The organism is Lentibacter algarum, from assembly GCF_018860975.1.
GTDB classification, from domain to species: domain Bacteria; phylum Pseudomonadota; class Alphaproteobacteria; order Rhodobacterales; family Rhodobacteraceae; genus Lentibacter; species Lentibacter algarum_A.
Genome location: NZ_JAHKQI010000005.1, coordinates 231,993 through 247,316 on the forward strand (window position 1 = coordinate 231,993; position 15,324 = coordinate 247,316).

General features: G+C 56.8%; 14 protein-coding genes. 9 read left to right on the forward strand and 5 right to left on the reverse strand.

Features of this window, described 5'->3' with window-relative positions; all coding sequences use genetic code 11:
- Positions 1 to 76: 76 nt before the first annotated feature.
- Complete coding sequence (gene xsc, locus KO498_RS05510) at positions 77 to 1,855, reverse strand: sulfoacetaldehyde acetyltransferase (RefSeq protein WP_215958884.1); 1,779 nt, start codon at positions 1,853 to 1,855, stop codon at positions 77 to 79.
- A 111-nt stretch (positions 1,856 to 1,966) separates the two neighbouring features.
- Positions 1,967 to 3,430 (reverse strand): PLP-dependent aminotransferase family protein, encoded by a 1,464-nt coding sequence (locus KO498_RS05515; protein WP_215958885.1) that lies wholly within the window; start codon positions 3,428 to 3,430, stop codon positions 1,967 to 1,969.
- A gap of 236 nt (positions 3,431 to 3,666) precedes the next feature.
- Between KO498_RS05515 and KO498_RS05520 the strand changes: the two genes are divergently transcribed.
- From KO498_RS05520 to KO498_RS05530, 3 genes are all read left to right on the forward strand, one after another.
- The gene (locus KO498_RS05520; protein ID WP_215958886.1) at positions 3,667 to 3,990 is read left to right on the forward strand and encodes an NIPSNAP family protein; all 324 of its coding nucleotides are present in this window, start codon (positions 3,667 to 3,669) and stop codon (positions 3,988 to 3,990) included.
- Positions 3,987 to 4,331, forward strand: a complete 345-nt coding sequence (locus tag KO498_RS05525) for an antibiotic biosynthesis monooxygenase family protein (protein WP_215958887.1) — start codon at positions 3,987 to 3,989, stop codon at positions 4,329 to 4,331. Before KO498_RS05520 ends, KO498_RS05525 begins: the two co-directional genes overlap by 4 nt.
- A 167-nt stretch (positions 4,332 to 4,498) precedes the next feature.
- The gene (locus KO498_RS05530; protein WP_215959410.1) at positions 4,499 to 5,272 is read left to right on the forward strand and encodes a nuclease-related domain-containing protein; all 774 of its coding nucleotides are present in this window, start codon (positions 4,499 to 4,501) and stop codon (positions 5,270 to 5,272) included.
- Between the two features lie 147 nt (positions 5,273 to 5,419).
- Here the strand turns inward: KO498_RS05530 and KO498_RS05535 are convergent, their stop codons facing one another.
- Positions 5,420 to 6,061, reverse strand: a complete 642-nt coding sequence (locus tag KO498_RS05535) for an NAD(P)H-dependent oxidoreductase (protein ID WP_215958888.1) — start codon at positions 6,059 to 6,061, stop codon at positions 5,420 to 5,422.
- Between the two features lie 114 nt (positions 6,062 to 6,175).
- Between KO498_RS05535 and KO498_RS05540 the strand changes: the two genes are divergently transcribed.
- The 3 genes from KO498_RS05540 (at position 6,176) to ilvD (ending at position 9,461) form a co-directional block, all read left to right on the forward strand.
- Positions 6,176 to 6,553: a winged helix-turn-helix transcriptional regulator gene (locus KO498_RS05540; RefSeq protein ID WP_215958889.1), complete on the forward strand. Its 378-nt coding sequence runs from the start codon at positions 6,176 to 6,178 to the stop codon at positions 6,551 to 6,553.
- A gap of 13 nt (positions 6,554 to 6,566) precedes the next feature.
- Positions 6,567 to 7,556, forward strand: a complete 990-nt coding sequence (locus KO498_RS05545) for a glycosyltransferase family 2 protein (RefSeq protein ID WP_215958890.1) — start codon at positions 6,567 to 6,569, stop codon at positions 7,554 to 7,556.
- Positions 7,557 to 7,628: 72 nt separating this feature from the next.
- Entirely contained in the window at positions 7,629 to 9,461 is a 1,833-nt protein-coding gene (gene ilvD / locus KO498_RS05550) for a dihydroxy-acid dehydratase (protein WP_215958891.1), read from the forward strand.
- Between the two features lie 171 nt (positions 9,462 to 9,632).
- Here the strand turns inward: ilvD and KO498_RS05555 are convergent, their stop codons facing one another.
- A complete protein-coding gene (locus KO498_RS05555; protein WP_215958892.1) occupies positions 9,633 to 10,319 on the reverse strand; it encodes a GNAT family N-acetyltransferase in 687 nt (228 codons plus the stop codon).
- Positions 10,312 to 11,712, reverse strand: coding sequence for an aminotransferase family protein (locus KO498_RS05560; RefSeq protein WP_215958893.1), 1,401 nt, complete (start codon positions 11,710 to 11,712; stop codon positions 10,312 to 10,314). Before KO498_RS05560 ends, KO498_RS05555 begins: the two co-directional genes overlap by 8 nt.
- Before the next feature lie 393 nt (positions 11,713 to 12,105).
- Here KO498_RS05560 and KO498_RS05565 point away from each other — a divergent pair, with 393 nt between their 5' ends.
- The 3 genes from KO498_RS05565 to KO498_RS05575 all read left to right on the forward strand — a co-directional run bounded on the left by KO498_RS05565 (position 12,106) and on the right by KO498_RS05575 (position 15,311).
- Complete coding sequence (locus KO498_RS05565; protein ID WP_215958894.1) at positions 12,106 to 13,101, forward strand: taurine ABC transporter substrate-binding protein; 996 nt, start codon at positions 12,106 to 12,108, stop codon at positions 13,099 to 13,101.
- Positions 13,102 to 13,236: 135 nt separating this feature from the next.
- A complete protein-coding gene (locus KO498_RS05570; RefSeq protein WP_215959411.1) occupies positions 13,237 to 14,046 on the forward strand; it encodes an ATP-binding cassette domain-containing protein in 810 nt (269 codons plus the stop codon).
- Positions 14,043 to 15,311: an ABC transporter permease gene (locus KO498_RS05575; RefSeq protein WP_215958895.1), complete on the forward strand. Its 1,269-nt coding sequence runs from the start codon at positions 14,043 to 14,045 to the stop codon at positions 15,309 to 15,311. Before KO498_RS05570 ends, KO498_RS05575 begins: the two co-directional genes overlap by 4 nt.
- Positions 15,312 to 15,324 lie beyond the last annotated feature (13 nt).

Sequence of the window (15,324 nt, forward strand, 5' to 3'; positions counted from 1 at the left end):
AATGTGCCTTTCTTGAATGTGTTCGCCGCTAAATTCGGGCGAACACATCACAAGTCGGTCAAGAAATCCACCGCTATCAGGACGGTGTCTGCTCAACCATGTCATCGGCGTTGATACCGGCCACAGAAACCGGTTTTTTCATCGCGTCACGGCGGAAAGGCTCGCCGAGCTCTTGGTTGATCATCGCTTCAACGAGCGTGGTGATGCCCTTTTTTTGGTCATCGCAGGCTTGCTTGAGGGCGGCAGTGAGTTCGTCCATCGTGCGGGCAACGACGCCTTTGAGGCCGCAAGCATTGGCGATCCCGGCGTAGCTGACTTGTTCGTCGAGCTCGGTTCCGACGAAGTTATCGTCAAACCAAAGCGTCGAGTTGCGTTTTTCAGCGCCCCACTGGTAGTTGCGGAAAACAACCTGCGTGACAGCAGGCCACTCGCCGCGGCCGATGGCTGTAAGTTCGTTGACCGCGATGCCAAATGCGCCGTCGCCCGAGAAGCCGACAACTGGCACGTCTGGGCAGCCGATCTTGGCGCCGACAACCGCTGGCAAGCCGTAGCCGCAAGGGCCGAAGAGGCCAGGGGCGAGGTATTTGCGGCCCTCATCAAAGCTCGGGTATGCGTTGCCGATGGCACAGTTGTTGCCGATGTCGGAGCTGATGATTGCATCTGCTGGCAGGGCCGATTGGATCGCGCGCCACGCCATGCGTGGGCTCATCCAGTCAGGCTTGTCACCGCGTGCGCGCTTGTTCCAGTCGGTGCCTTCATCATCGTCTTCGTGATCCATGCTGGAGAGTTGCTGTGCCCATTTTGACTTGGTGTCAGCGATCTTGTTTTTACGTGCTGCACGGCCTGCATCGCCTGCTGTATCGGACAATTGCGAGAGGATGCCTTGGGCGACCATCGCCGCGTCCCCGACAATGCCGACAGCAACCTTTTTGGTCAGGCCGATGCGGTCTGGGTTGATGTCAACCTGGATGACTTTGGCGCTCGTGGGCCAGTAGTCCATGCCGTAACCCGGCAGTGTTGAGAACGGGTTGAGGCGCGTGCCGAGGCAGAGCACAACGTCGGCGTCTTTGATCAGTTCCATGCCTGCCTTTGAGCCGTTGTAGCCGAGGGGGCCAGCAAAGAGCGGGTGCGAACCAGGGAAGGCGTCATTGTGCTGATAGCCAACGCAGACAGGGGCATCGAGGCGTTCGGCGAGAGCCTTTGAAGCGTCAATGCCACCCGCAGAAAGCACTACGCCCGCGCCGTTGAGGATGACGGGGTTCTTGGCTGAACTGAGCAAAGCAGCGGCTTCAGTGACGGAGTTTGTGCCACCTGGTGAGCGCTCGAATTCGATCGGATCAGGGATGTCGATATCGACGATTTGCGTCCAGTAGTCACGCGGAATGTTGAGCTGTGCGGGGCCAGACAGGCGCTTGGCCTGGCTGATCACACGGGTGAGCACTTCGGCGACGCGAGAGGGGTCACGCACCTCTTCTTGGTAGGCGACCATGTCCTCAAACAGTTTCATCTGCTCGACCTCTTGGAAGCCGCCCTGACCGATGGTTTTGTTGGCCGCTTGGGGCGTAACCAACAGCAGGGGTGTGTGGTTCCAATATGCAGTTTTGACGGCGGTGACGAAGTTGGTGATGCCGGGGCCGTTTTGGGCGATCATCATGCTCATCTTGCCTGTGGCGCGGGTGTAACCGTCGCTCATCATACCGGCGGAACCTTCATGGGCGCAGTCCCAAAATGCGATGCCTGCTTTGGGGAAGAGATCCGAAATGGGCATCATGGCGGAGCCGATAATACCGAACGCATGTTGAATGCCGTGGCGCTGGAGGACCTTCACAAAGGCTTCTTCGGTGGTCATTTTCATAGGTGTCTCCTGAAAATCAAATGAGCGAGCAGAATCGGGCTTATAGGCCCCAAGTTGATGCGAAGTTACGTGCCTGAGCGCAAGGGGGTTAGGGCCAGAAAACCTGCGGGTTTAGGACCAGTTTTTGATCTCACGCGCGATGATTTCAAGCCCTTCGGGAATTCGTGATGACGGAATAGAGCTGTAACCCAGCCGATAGTGGTTTTGGGGCGCGTTGTCTTCACCAAAGAACGGTTTTCCCGGCTCGATGAGTACCGAGTGCGCTTGGAGGCGAGCCGCAAGGACTTCAGTGTTGATGTGGTCAGGCGCGCGCATCCAGAAGGCCGAGCCGCCAAAAGCGCCGGTGCCGGCGATGCTTAGCCCATGCTCTTCGATGGCCTCGGTCATCACTTGCCGGCGCTCGGAAAGCACCCCTGACATGCGCCTGATCAGCGCGTCATAGTGACCGAGCCGCAGGAAATATGCGGCAGTGCGCTGCACGTGTCCGGGAACATGTCGCAGCACGGTTGTGCGCAGCGCACGGGCCTCACGGATGAAGGCGCGGGAACCGACGAGATAGCCGAGACGAAGGCCTGGAAACAGCGATTTGGAGAAGCTGCCGACGTAGACAACACGGCCTTCGCTGTCGAGAGATTTGAGCGCCGGAGAGGGCGCGCGCATGAAGGACATTTCAAACTCGTAGTCGTCTTCAACGATCAGTGCGTCAAGGGCGCGGGCCTTTTGCAACAGGCTTTTGCGGTTCTCCAGTGGCATGGTCGCTGTGGTTGGGCACTGGTGGCTGGGGGTGGTGAAGATCACATCGGTTTCGGGCGGTATGTCATCATACTTCAGCCCGTCAGCATCAACGCCAACAGGGGCTAAGTGACAGCGTGACTGGCTGAGAATGCTGCGGAGCGACGGGTAGCATGGCTCTTCGATGGCGGCGGTGCGGCGTTGTGTCAACAGCACTTGTGCTGCCAGCCAGAGGGCATTCTGAGCCCCCATGGTTACCAGAATTTCATCAGGCTTGGCGATGATCCCACGGCGCGGCAGAGAGTGCCTGAGGATGAACTCGATCAACTCGGGATCGTCCTGATCATAGTAGTCGGATGTCAGTGATTCAAAGTCCTTTTGGCCCAATGCCTGAAGGGCGCAGAGGCGCCAGTTGGCGTGGTCAAACAGGGTTGGATCGGTCTGACCATAGACAAAGGGAAAGCGATAGCGCGCCCAGTCGGAGGGCTTGCGATTTGCGCCGTCGGCAGAGAAGCGTTGCCCAAGGGCACGAGACCAGTCGATGCTGTCTTCGCTTTCTGGCTGTGGCTCAAAGGCGGGCGGTTCGGGGGCGTTCTCGGAGACGTAGTAACCGGAACGGCCGCGCGAGCTGAGGTAGTCGTTTGCTTGCAACTCGGTGTAGGCCAGCGTGACGGTGATGCGGCTGACGCCAAGGTGCTTTGCGAGCTTGCGGGTCGAGGGCAGTTTCTCGCCGCGCAACAGGCGGCCCGAGAGAATGCCCTCGGCAACCATCTGCTGGATGCGGGCCTGAAGCGTGCCTTGCCCTTCGGGAGCGAGAAAGAATGTCTCAACTGAAATCGCCATGATCCCGAACCCTAGACTGGACTGGTTTGCTTGGCAATCTGGACTTACGTTCAGGCCGGTTAACGCCGCGAACCGGCCTGCACAACCCGTGCATACTACAGTGCATACCGCAGTGCATAATGCGTGCAGACGTTTGGAAGGGCCAAAAAGGGTTAACGTTGCGCTCTGTGACGAAGCGACTGCGCAACACTCTCGCGCGGATCGGGCGTATCAAAAGGCAGCAAAAGGAAACTGATATGCTGACCTGTGTTATCCGCTATGAGATAGACCCGACGAAGAAAGTGCAGTTTGAACATTATGCCCGAAACTGGGGCGAGGCTATCCCGCGCTGCGGGGCCGACCTGATCGGATATTATGCACCGCATGAGGGCAGCTCGACACTGGCTTACGGGATATACAATGTGCAAAATCTGGCGGAGTATGAAGCCTACCGCACGCGGCTGTCGGCTGATCCGCTGGGCCGCGAAAACTACGAGTTTGCGCAGCGCGAGAAGTTCTTGCTGCGCGAAGACCGCACGTTTTTGAGACTGGCGTCAGCGCCACATGGAGGATCAAAATGATAGGCGTGATCTTTGAGGTGCAAGTCGCGGAGGGCAAGCAGGAGGGCTACCTTGCGATGGCCGCAAAGATGAAGCCGCTCTTGGAGCAGGTTGAGGGCTTTATCAGCGTCGAGCGGTTTGCCAGCCTGACGACGGAAGGTAAAATCCTGTCACTCAGCTTCTTTGAAGACGAGGCCGCGGTGCAGCGTTGGCGCGCACTTGAAGAACACCGCGGCGCGCAGGAGGCCGGACGCGGCGAGCTGTTTGAAGACTACAGGCTGCGGGTTGTGAGTGTGATCCGCGACTACGGCAAGTTTGAGCGCGATGAAGCGCCAAAGGATAGCCGGCAGCGGCACGGGTAGGGTGAAAGGTTTTGTTTGGATTGTGGGGCAGGTATTGTTGGCGAACGATAGCGGTTCAAGGTTCGTTGAGTTGCCAAAATTTGACCTAAATCGGCGGAGATACTCGACAGGCGTGCTATCTAGGATGATGGTGGATGCCATTACTAATGAAAGAAGCGTGATTTCTAATGCTGAAGTTCCTCTTAAGGTCTACAATCTGGGCGATTGAAAATAGTATCAATACACCTGAAAGAAAAGGCGCTCGAGGAGAGCGGCTGGTGCACAATGCGCTCACATCTGTTCTGAGCGAACCAGACTATAAAGTGCTGACGGATTTAATTTTGCCGATCGCCGGTGGCACAACTCAGATTGACCATCTGGTCCTATCTCGCTTCGGGATTTTTGTGATCGAAACCAAGAACATGTCCGGCTGGATTTTTGGTGGTGCGGACCAACAGAAATGGACTCAAGTGCAAAAACGCAGCAAGCGAAGTTTTCAAAACCCTCTTCGACAGAACTACGCACACGTGAAGGCCGTACAGAAAATTTTGAACGTCGATCAAAGTACTCTGCACAATTTTGTTGTGTTTACCGGGACAGCCGAACCGAAGACGGCAATGCCAGAAAGCGTTGCTTGGGGCTTGAAAGATCTTGGTAAACTTATTGCGCTTCAAAAGATGCAGATACTAACTGACGTACAAGTAGACACATACTCGAAGAAGTTGCGCGGTGAGGCTTTGGAAGGCACGAAGGCAATGCGCAATGAACACTTGAAAAATTTGGAAAAGAAGGTGGCAGCCAAAAAGCGGACACCAACCAAAATACCTGCGGTCAGCTCGGGTCAAATAGCATGTCCACGGTGTGGCGCAGAGATGATAAAGCGGACTAATCGTAGGACAGGCGATGCTTTCTGGGGCTGTTCGAGTTTCCCCAAGTGCAAAGGCACTCGAAAAGCCACTTAATCGGTCTGGGTTGGTTCAATGGAATAGCCGACGATCAAGCAACGCGCAGCATTGGTCAGTGTGAGCTCAACCCTCCACTGTGTATGGTAACTATGCTCAACGGCACGGATAACTGGTTGCCAACCTAAGCCGGCAACCAGCAGTAATTTAGTCAAGGCGCGTCACAAGCTTCTCGAGGGGTTTGCGCATTTTTGGCATTGGCAGCAGCCAGTCGGCGCCTTCCTCACGGTGGCCGAGGGGCATGATGACGACCGAGCGCAGGCCTTTGTCTTTGAGGCCCAAGATCTCGTCAACTTTGTCGGGGTCAAAGCCTTCCATCGGGGTGGCGTCAACCTCTAGCTCGGCGGCGGCGGCCATGGCGAGGCCAAGCGCGATATAGGCTTGGCGGGCGGCGTGATCATGGTTCACCGAGGCGTCACGCGGCAAGTAGGTGTTCTTGAGATTATCGTAGTAGGCCGTGAGCAAGGGCAAGTCGCCACGCTCGGCTTTGAGCTGGTCGGTAACGGCGTCGATGCGCTCGGCTGTGTAGTTGTCCCACGCGGCGAAAACGAGGAGGTGCGAGCCGTCGGTGATCGGAGTTTGATCCCATGCAACTTTGCGGATTTCGGCGCGGGTCTCGGGGTTGGTGATCACAAACAGCTCGAACGGCTGGGTACCGCTTGATGTTGGCGCGAGTTGGATCGCTTCAACGATCTGCGCGACTTTGTCTTCTGAAACTGGCTTGGCCGGGTCCATCTTTTTGGTTGCGTAACGCCAGTTGAGGCGCTCGATGAGGGGGGTCTTGGTCATATCGGTGTGTTCCTTTAGAGGGTAGTATATATTTGTAACCGGCGATATAATAAGAACCAAGCGGAGCCGCAAGGAGGCACATTTAGTAGCCTCGGTATCATGGAAGGAACCGACATGGCTGATGTAGCTGGCTGCCCCGATTGCGGGCGTATAAACGAAGTTCTGGCGCGGGTTGGTGACAGGTGGAGCGTGCTGGTTGTGGTGTCGCTGGCGCAATACGGCGTGCTACGGTTTAACGAGCTCAAACGCAACTTGGGCATTTCACAGCGGATGCTGAGCCTGACGCTCAAGCAGCTTGAGCGCGACGGGCTGGTGCGGCGCACCTACTACCCGACGATCCCGCCCAAAGTTGAGTATGAGCTGACTGAGTTAGGGATGTCGTTTCGCGAGCCGGTAAAGGTTCTGGCCGGTTGGGCGCTTGAGAACCTTGCAACGATTGACGCGGCGCGCGAAGGCTATGATGCGGCGCAAGACATCGCCGCACGCGCCTGAACAGGAGGAAACCATGACTGAAGCGGCTGATATTTCGCTGATTGTGCCCAGCTACAACACGGCCGCAGAGGTGCTTGAGGCTTGCTTGCAGGGCCTGTTTGATATGGAGGCGCGTCCCGAGATTATTGTGGTTGACGATTGCTCGGATGTGCCGCTTGAGGCGCGGCTTTCGGCGCGGGCTTTGAGGAGAATTGACAAGCTTGTTCGGCTGCCCCAAAACAGCGGCGCATTTGAAGCCAGACGCGCTGGAGCAGCAGTTGCGACACGGCGGTTTGTCCAGTTTGCTGATGCCGATGACTGGGTTGATCCGGTGCTCTACAGTCAGTTGGGCGGCGCGTTGGACAAGGCTGATATTGTCGCTTTTCGCGCGATGACCAAGGCCCGGGACGGTGCGCTAACACTGCGCGGCAAGCCCGACACTGCGCATGTGATCACTGATCGTGGCGAACTAATGAAACAGTTTTTTGGCTTCCGGTATTTGTTTGCGCTCTGGAACAAGCTCTACCGGCGCTCGGTATTGTTGACTGCGTTTGAACAGCTAAGCGCGCCTGTGAAAGCCTTTCATGGCGATGATTTTTTGCTAAATGCCGCGGTGTTCTGGCTTGCAGAGCGGTTTGAGCATGTCGAGGTGCTGGGCTATCATTATGTGCAGCACGCAGGTCAAGGCACGGCGAGTGACACGGGGGGTGACACGGGGGGCTACTTTGATCGCGTGATGCGTGATCAGGGTGAAATCATGCAGCGGGTTGAAAGCTTTTTGCGTGCGCAGGAAGGCCTCGGCCGGGAGCAGGCCTTGGCGGCGTTTTACGAACGGCAGTTTCACGCGACATTGCGGGTGTTTACCGGTGCGTTCGGGGCAGAGAAACCGGCAGATGACGACCGATTTTTACACAGCGAAGATGCGCGCATTGCCCAATATACGCCGTGGGCGAGGCATATCGCACGACAGCAAAACACCATTCAGAAGTTGAAGGCTGATTTGGTCAATGCACGGGCAAAGTAACAAGAAGCTGTGAGGCTTGATTTCAGGAGCCTCATATGGTTTCTCGCTTGCAGATAAACGCGGGAGGCAGACATGCCAGCACTTAGATCACGGACAAGCACACACGGCCGCAACATGGCCGGAGCACGCGGCCTTTGGCGCGCGACGGGGATGACAGACGACGATTTCGGCAAGCCGATTGTCGCGATTGTTAACTCTTTTACCCAGTTCGTGCCGGGGCATGTTCACCTCAAGGACCTCGGCCAGATGGTGGCGCGTGAGGTTGAAGCGGCTGGCGGAGTTGCCAAGGAGTTCAATACCATAGCCGTTGATGACGGTATCGCTATGGGCCACGACGGCATGCTTTACTCATTGCCTTCACGCGAGATCATTGCTGACTCTGTCGAGTATATGGTTAACGCGCATTGTGCGGATGCGATGGTCTGTATCTCGAACTGCGACAAGATCACTCCGGGTATGTTGATGGCGGCGATGCGGCTGAACATTCCGGTTATCTTCGTATCTGGCGGGCCGATGGAGGCCGGCAAGATCGAGCTCGAAGACCTCGACTTGGACAAGATCGACTTGGTTGATGCGATGGTCGCCGCGGCTGATGACAAGTTCACTGATGAGCAGTTGCAGCACATCGAAGAGAATGCTTGCCCGACGTGCGGCTCGTGTTCGGGGATGTTTACAGCGAACTCGATGAACTGCCTCGCCGAGGCTTTGGGCCTCGCGTTGCCGGGCAATGGCTCGACGCTCGCGACACATGCTGACCGTAAGGGGCTTTTCCTTGAGGCCGGGCGTAAGATTGTCGAGATCACCAAGCGGCACTACCTTGAGGAAGAGAAGGGCCTGCTGCCACGCGAGATCGCTACGTTTGATGCTTTCGAGAACGCGATGAGCCTCGATATAGCGATGGGCGGCTCGACGAACACTGTGTTGCACCTGCTGGCGATTGCCCATGAGGGCGAGGTTGATTTTACCATGGAAGACATGGACCGCCTGTCACGCAATGTGCCGTGCCTGTGCAAAGTCGCGCCCAACATCGAGAATGTTCACATGGAAGATGTGCACCGCGCGGGCGGAATTTTCTCTATCCTCGGTGAGCTAAGTCGCGCTGGGCTGTTGCATCTTGATCCGCCGACAGTGCACTCGGCGACAATGGGCGAGGCGATTGCCAAATGGGACATCAAAGTTGCCAATAACCCCGAAGCTGAAGCGCTGTTCAAGGCGGCCCCCGGCGGCGTACGCACGACAGAAGCGTTTAGCACCCAGAACCGCTATAAAGAGCTGGATACCGACCGCGAAAACGGCGTTATCCGCACCAAAGAGCACGCCTTCTCGCAAGACGGCGGCTTGGCGGTTTTGTTCGGTAACATCGCGCTTGATGGTTGTATCGTTAAGACAGCGGGCGTTGATGCGAGCAACCTCAACTTCTCGGGCCCTGCCTATGTTTGCGAAAGCCAGGATCAGGCTGTGAGCGACATCCTCACCGGCAAAGTGAAAGAGGGCGACGTTGTTGTTATCCGCTACGAGGGGCCGCGCGGCGGGCCGGGCATGCAAGAAATGCTCTATCCAACGAGCTACCTTAAATCCAAGGGCCTTGGCAAGAAATGCGCCTTGCTCACAGACGGGCGCTTCTCGGGCGGCACGTCAGGTCTCAGCATCGGTCACTGCTCACCAGAAGCAGCCGAGGGCGGCACCATCGGGCTCGTCGAGCAGGGCGACACAATCGTGATCGACATCCCCAACCGCAAAATTCACCTTGATGTTGACGATGCCACACTGGCAACGCGACGTAAGGCGATGGAGGCCAGCGGCTGGAAGCCAGCCAAGCCACGCAAACGCAAGGTGACGACGGCACTCAGGGCTTACGCTGCTTTGACAACCTCGGCGGCAAAAGGCGCCGTTCGACAAGTTTGAGATCGCGGATGCCTCCCCTATCATCGGCAAAAGCCGATTGGCGGCAACGGAACGAGGATATTTAGACCAGGAAAAAGTCGAGAAGTTTCACTGTTTTTCTTGGTAAAAATATCCCGGGGGTGCGGGGGCTGGCCCCCGCATGGGTCGGATTTTGCGCAGCAAAATTCGAAACTAGAGTGAAGTTTGTTGCCGACCCTCTGTGTCAAAATTCGTCGGTTTAAGCCAGCGTTCAAACCTGGCTTTTTGGGCGGGCCACTCGCTGTCCAAAATCGACAACCAAGCCGTGTCGCGGTTGCGGCCCTTGTAGGTGGTCGCTTGTCTGAAGATGCCTTCAAACGAAAAGCCGAGGCGTTTTGCGGCTCTAATCGACGGTGCGTTGAGCGCGTCGCATTTCCATTCGTAGCGGCGGTAGCCGAGGGTGTCGAAGACGTATGACATCATTAGATACATCGCTTCGGTGCTGGTGGGGCTGCGTTGCATGAGCGGTGAGAAGTGGATGAAGCCGACTTCAATCACGCCTTGTTTTTCGTCGATGCGCAGGAACGTGGCGTGGCCAATGGCGCGGCCCTCTTTGATCACGGAGTAATAGAGCGGGTCTGGGCTGGCTTCGGCAGATTGCAGAAATGTGATGAAGTCGGCTTTTTGCTCGAATGGGCCGATGGGCAGGTATGTCCAGTTTGCTCCGGATTTGTCTTTGCTGAAAGCTTTCCAAAGATCGTCGCCGTGGGCGGCGACATTGAGCGGCACGAGCGCGCAATACTGGCCCAAAAGCGTGGTGTGCTGGGGGCGCTTGCAGGGCAGCGTGGTTGTGACGGGCCAGCCGATGGGCTGGCCCAGATCGTTGATGATATCAGCCAAAGACGCGGCTCAGCGCTTTGCCGACTGTCTCGGTGATATTGTCGATATCGTCGGCAGTTGAGATCAACGCCGGAGAGAAGCAGAGCGTGTTGTTGAAGCCCGGCACCGAGCGGTTTGTTGCGCCGATGATCACGCCCATCGCACCACATTCGGCCACCACTTGCGCGACAAGCTTCTCATCTGCTGGCTCTTTGCTGGTGCGGTCTGTGACCAGTTCAGCGCCGACAAAGAGGCCAAGGCCGCGCACATCGCCGATGATGGCATGGCTCTCGGAAAGCGCGTTCAGGTTGTTCACCATGCGCTCGCCCATTTTGGTGGTGTTTTCCAAGAGATTCTCGTCTTCGATAATGCGCATGCACTCAAGCGCTGCCGCTGGCCCTGCGGTGCAGCCGCCGAATGTCGAGATATCGCGGAAGTAGTTGAGCGGGTCGTCGGAGTTGTCTTTGAACATGTCAAACACGCGCTCGTTGGTGACGCAGCAGGCGATTGCCGCGTAGCCAGAAGCGACGCCTTTGGCCATGGTCACAAAATCAGGCTCGATGCCGTAGTGCTGGTAGCCGAACCACTCGGTTCCTGTGCGGCCAACACCGCAGACGACTTCGTCGATGTGCAGCAGGATGTCATACTTGCGGCACAGCTCTTGGATGCGGGGCCAGTAGCCTTCGGGCGCGGGGATAACGCCGCCGCCCGCTGTAACGGGTTCAAGGCAGAGTGAGCCGATGGTGTCGGCGCCTTCTGCGAGGATCACCTCTTCGATGGCTTTGACGTTGGCTTCTGCGTAGGCTTCGCCTGTCAGATCCCCCATGCCTTGGTCGTGTGCGCGGTATTCCATGCAATGCGGCACGCGAACAAAACCCGGCGCGAAGGGGCCGTATTGTGCGTTGCGCTCGTCTTGCCCGCCCGCCGACATCGCGGCGAGGGTGCTGCCGTGATAGTCGCGGTCGCGGTAGAGGATCTTGAATTTCTTGCCGCCGTGGTTTTTGTGAGAAATCTGGCGAACCATTTTGAAGGCTTTTTCGTTGGCCTCGGAGCCGGAGTTGGTTTGATAAACCCGCGTCATACCGGGCATTTTGCTGATCAGTTTTTCAGCGAACAATGCCCCTGGCACAGAGCCGGCCGAGCCCGCGAAGTAAGGTAGCTTCACCAGCTGGTCACGCACGGCGTTGGCGATGCTTTCGCGGCCGTAGCCGACGTTGACTGTCCAGACACCACCTGAGACGGCGTCGAGGTATTCTTTGCCTTTCTGGTCCCAGACTCGCATACCTTTGCCCTCAATGATGATACGCGGTTCGCCGGTTTCAAAGGGTTTGTGCTGGGTCAGGTGATGCCAGACATGTGCGCGGTCGGCGTCAACGATGTGACTGATGTCATTTGCAGAAAGGTTACCATCCATTTGCGTGTCTCCAATGTAAAATGCGGCCTTCGTAAGCTGCGATTTGATCATATTCTAGGGGTAGAAGAGCGCCATTTTCCCTGAGTCTGATAGGGCCAGTGTGATGCGAGCTATGGAGCCAGTCAAGCAGGGGCCAAACATTGCGCAAAGTCGAAATTGCTTTATTGTAAAAGCGTTGGAGCTTTTGATTAACGCGTGGAGTAGTTTTATGAAATCGAAAATCGTAGTGGTTTGGCTACAAAAACATTGATCGGAATCGGCAATTACGTTCGGATGCTGCGCGAGGGCACTCCGTTTTGTGAGAAAAGCGCCTGACCAACAACTCAACGCCGCTAGAACGGCGGGTTCGTGTTTCGATGACCGGAACACACAACAGACAACGGGAGAATACGAATGAAATTCAAGACAAAACTTATGTCGGCAGTGGCTGGTGCGGCGATGCTCGCAGGTTCGCAAGCCGTCGCTTTAGACGAAATCACAGTTGGCTACTTCCAGGAATGGCCGATGCCTTTCGAGTATGCCAAAGTTAAAGGGACATACGACGAAGCGCTGGGCGTTAAGGTTAACTGGCGCGCGTTTGGCTCGGGCACAGAGATGAGCGCGGCGATGGCCTCGGGCGATGTGCATCTTTCCGTGAGCCAGGGCATTCCGCCGTTCGTTGTTGCGGCCTCGGGTGGTCAGGACCTTCAGGTTCTGGATGTGGCCGTGAGCTACGCTGACAACGACAACTGTGTCGTGGCCGAAGCGCTTGAGATTGATGGGTCGAACGCAGCCGAGCTTGCTGGCAAGAAAGTTGCTGTTCCGCTCGGCACGGCGGCGCACTACGGCTTTCTTAAGCAGATGAGCCACTTTGGCGTTGATGTTGGCAGCATGGAAGTTGTGAACATGAACCCGCCTGAAGGCTCGGCGGCGATTGCGCAGGGCGCGGTCGATATGTTCTGTGGTTGGGGCGGTTCGCTACGCCGCGCGCTTGAGCACGGCAACACACTGATGACGGGCGCCGAGAAAACCGAGCTGGGTATTCTGGTGTTTGATGCGACAACCGGGCCAGCGGGTTTCATCGCTGAAAACGGTGATCTGGTTGCTAAGTTCCTGAAAGTCACGGCCGATGCGAACGCGATGTGGGCGGACGAGGCCAACCAAGCGGAAATGCTGCCAGTGATCGCGAAAGACGCGGGCATGGACGAAAAAGCCACGATGGAAACCATGGCGACGTTCACCTTCCCCACCACAGAAGAGCAGCTGTCTGAAGCATGGCTCGGTGGCAACGCGGCGACCTTTATGAAGGGTGTTGCGGATGTGTTCGTTGAAGCCAAGAGCATCGACGCGGCGCTTGAGTCATATGAAGGCGCTGTAAACGCGGGCCCGCTTAAAGCGAGCGCCATGTAAGAGCACTTTTAAGAGCACTTTGACGCGCCGGAGACTGATCTCTGGCGCGTCAGACCCTACTGTGAGTGCTGATGCCTCCGGCGGGGATATTTAGGCCAAGAAAAAGCAGAGGGCGGTGCCCTCAAGGGGGCGGGCATTTCGACACTTTCAATAGACAAGATTTCGATGCGGTTTGATTTGCCAAATGGCGGGCATGTGCAGGCGCTTAAGGATATTTCGCTGGAGATCAAGACAGGCGAGTTGATGAGCGTTCTCGGGCCTTCGGGCTGTGGGAAAACGACGCTTTTGAACATTGTTGCCGGGTTTCTGGCTCCGACGGAAGGCAGCATGACGCTGAATGATCATTTGATCACCGAGCCGGCTGCCGAGCGCGGCATGGTGTTTCAGCAGGGCGCATTGTTTGAGTGGATGAGCGTGCGTGAGAACGTGAGTTTCGGGCCGCGTATGAAAGGCCAGCGCGAGGCGCAGTGGCGCGAGAACGTTGACCATCTGCTTAACATTGTCGGGTTGTCGGACTTCAAGGAGAAGTCTGTGTTCGAGCTTTCGGGCGGGATGCAACAGCGTGTGGCTTTGGCGCGGTGTCTGGCAAATGACCCTGACGTGATTTTGATGGATGAGCCGCTTGGCGCGCTCGACGCTTTGACGCGCGAGAAGATGCAGGGGCTGGTTCTGAAGTTGTGGAAAGAGACGGGCAAGACGATCATTCTGATCACCCACTCGGTTGAGGAGGCGCTGCTATTGGGTGAGCGTTTGCTGGTGCTCGCGCCGCGGCCGGGGCGCATTCACAAGGAATACCGCTTGCCGTTTGCCGATTTGGGCGTTGGGCAGGATTTGCGGGAGGTGAAGAAGCACCCTGAGTTTGGCGAGAAGCGCGAAGAAATTTTGAGCATGATCTGGGACATGGAAGAAGAGATTATGGGCAGTGCAGAGGAGGCAAGCGCATGATTATTCTGCTGATTTACATCACGATATTCGTGCTGGCCTTCTTGTTTGTGAAACATGTTATCGGGCGTTTGATGAGCACGTCGGCTGACTTTACCTCGCTTAAGACGGTGACGTTTGGTGACGAAAGCGCTGTGCGGCCCAACCGCTGGGCGAGTGTGATTTCGATTGTGACGATTTTCCTGCTTTGGGGGGCTTTCACGGGGTCAAAGTGGGCACCGATACATGCGCCGGGCCCGTTTGTTGGCGACGCAGTGCTGACTTACACGCTTGAGGCGGCTGATGGGAGCACCGATGATGCAACCGTGACTTTGCGGGTTCATAAGCACGGTGAAGCGCCGGAGCTGCCCGAAGTTGAGGCCGGAGGCGGCTTTGCCAAGAACGACGTTGCATTGGTGTCTGCGGGGCGCAGCAAAACAGTAATTTTTGACAAGAACGACGAGGCCAAGCGCAAGGAAGGTGCCAAGATTGTTGCGGTTGATGGCAAGCCGATTGCGATTGGCACAGCGGTGAGTGTTGACGCTGGCAAAGTTACCTTGACAGACAAGGGCGCGCTGTCGATTACCCCACCGGGCGGCATGCAGATGGAGCCGATTTGGCTGCCGCCACCCGAGAAGGTTGTTGAGCGGTTTGGCGAAATTTCAAGCGAAGGATATCAGGGTTTCACACTGTGGGAGCATCTTGGGTATTCGCTGTTTCGGGTTGTTGTCGGGTTTATCTTTGGCGCGCTTGTCGGTATTCCGCTTGGTTATGCGATGGGGCTGAGCAACTGGTTCCGCGGTTGGTTTGATCCGATCGTCGAGTTCATGCGCCCTGTGCCGCCTTTGGCGCTGATCCCCTTGGTGATCATCTGGGCGGGCATCGGCGAGACCGGTAAGATCATACTGCTGTTCTTGGCGGCTCTTTGGATCATGGCGATTGCTGCGAGGGCCGGTGTGTCGGGTGTGAATATCACCAAGGTTCACGCTGCCTATTCGCTTGGGGCAAGTAAGTTTCAGCTGATGCGGCACGTGATTGTGCCCAACTCGTTGCCGGAAATCTTCACCGGTGCGCGGGTTGCTATGGGCGTTTGCTGGGGCACGGTTGTTGCGGCCGAACTTGTCGCCGCCGAAAAGGGCGCCGGCATGATGATCATGGTGGCCTCGCGCTTCCAGCTGACGGATATCGTGATTATGGGCATCATCCTGATCGGGGTGATCGGCTATGGAATCGACATCATGATGCGCATTGCCGAGCGTTACCTCGTGCCTTGGAAGGGGCGCTCGTAGGGGCTATCTTGTT

Bases quoted from the DNA above. Each gene is read 5' to 3' on its own strand.
- KO498_RS05560 (WP_215958893.1), bottom strand. From the start codon at position 11,712: ATGGATGGTAACCTTTCTGCAAATGACATCAGTCACATCGTTGACGCC.
- KO498_RS05520 (WP_215958886.1), top strand. From the start codon at position 3,667: ATGCTGACCTGTGTTATCCGCTATGAGATAGACCCGACGAAGAAAGTG.
- KO498_RS05540 (WP_215958889.1), top strand. From the start codon at position 6,176: ATGGCTGATGTAGCTGGCTGCCCCGATTGCGGGCGTATAAACGAAGTT.
- KO498_RS05565 (WP_215958894.1), top strand. From the start codon at position 12,106: ATGAAATTCAAGACAAAACTTATGTCGGCAGTGGCTGGTGCGGCGATG.
- KO498_RS05525 (WP_215958887.1), top strand. From the start codon at position 3,987: ATGATAGGCGTGATCTTTGAGGTGCAAGTCGCGGAGGGCAAGCAGGAG.
- xsc (WP_215958884.1), bottom strand. From the start codon at position 1,855: ATGAAAATGACCACCGAAGAAGCCTTTGTGAAGGTCCTCCAGCGCCAC.
- KO498_RS05515 (WP_215958885.1), bottom strand. From the start codon at position 3,430: ATGGCGATTTCAGTTGAGACATTCTTTCTCGCTCCCGAAGGGCAAGGC.
- KO498_RS05545 (WP_215958890.1), top strand. From the start codon at position 6,567: ATGACTGAAGCGGCTGATATTTCGCTGATTGTGCCCAGCTACAACACG.
- KO498_RS05575 (WP_215958895.1), top strand. From the start codon at position 14,043: ATGATTATTCTGCTGATTTACATCACGATATTCGTGCTGGCCTTCTTG.
- ilvD (WP_215958891.1), top strand. From the start codon at position 7,629: ATGCCAGCACTTAGATCACGGACAAGCACACACGGCCGCAACATGGCC.
- KO498_RS05530 (WP_215959410.1), top strand. From the start codon at position 4,499: ATGCTGAAGTTCCTCTTAAGGTCTACAATCTGGGCGATTGAAAATAGT.
- KO498_RS05535 (WP_215958888.1), bottom strand. From the start codon at position 6,061: ATGACCAAGACCCCCCTCATCGAGCGCCTCAACTGGCGTTACGCAACC.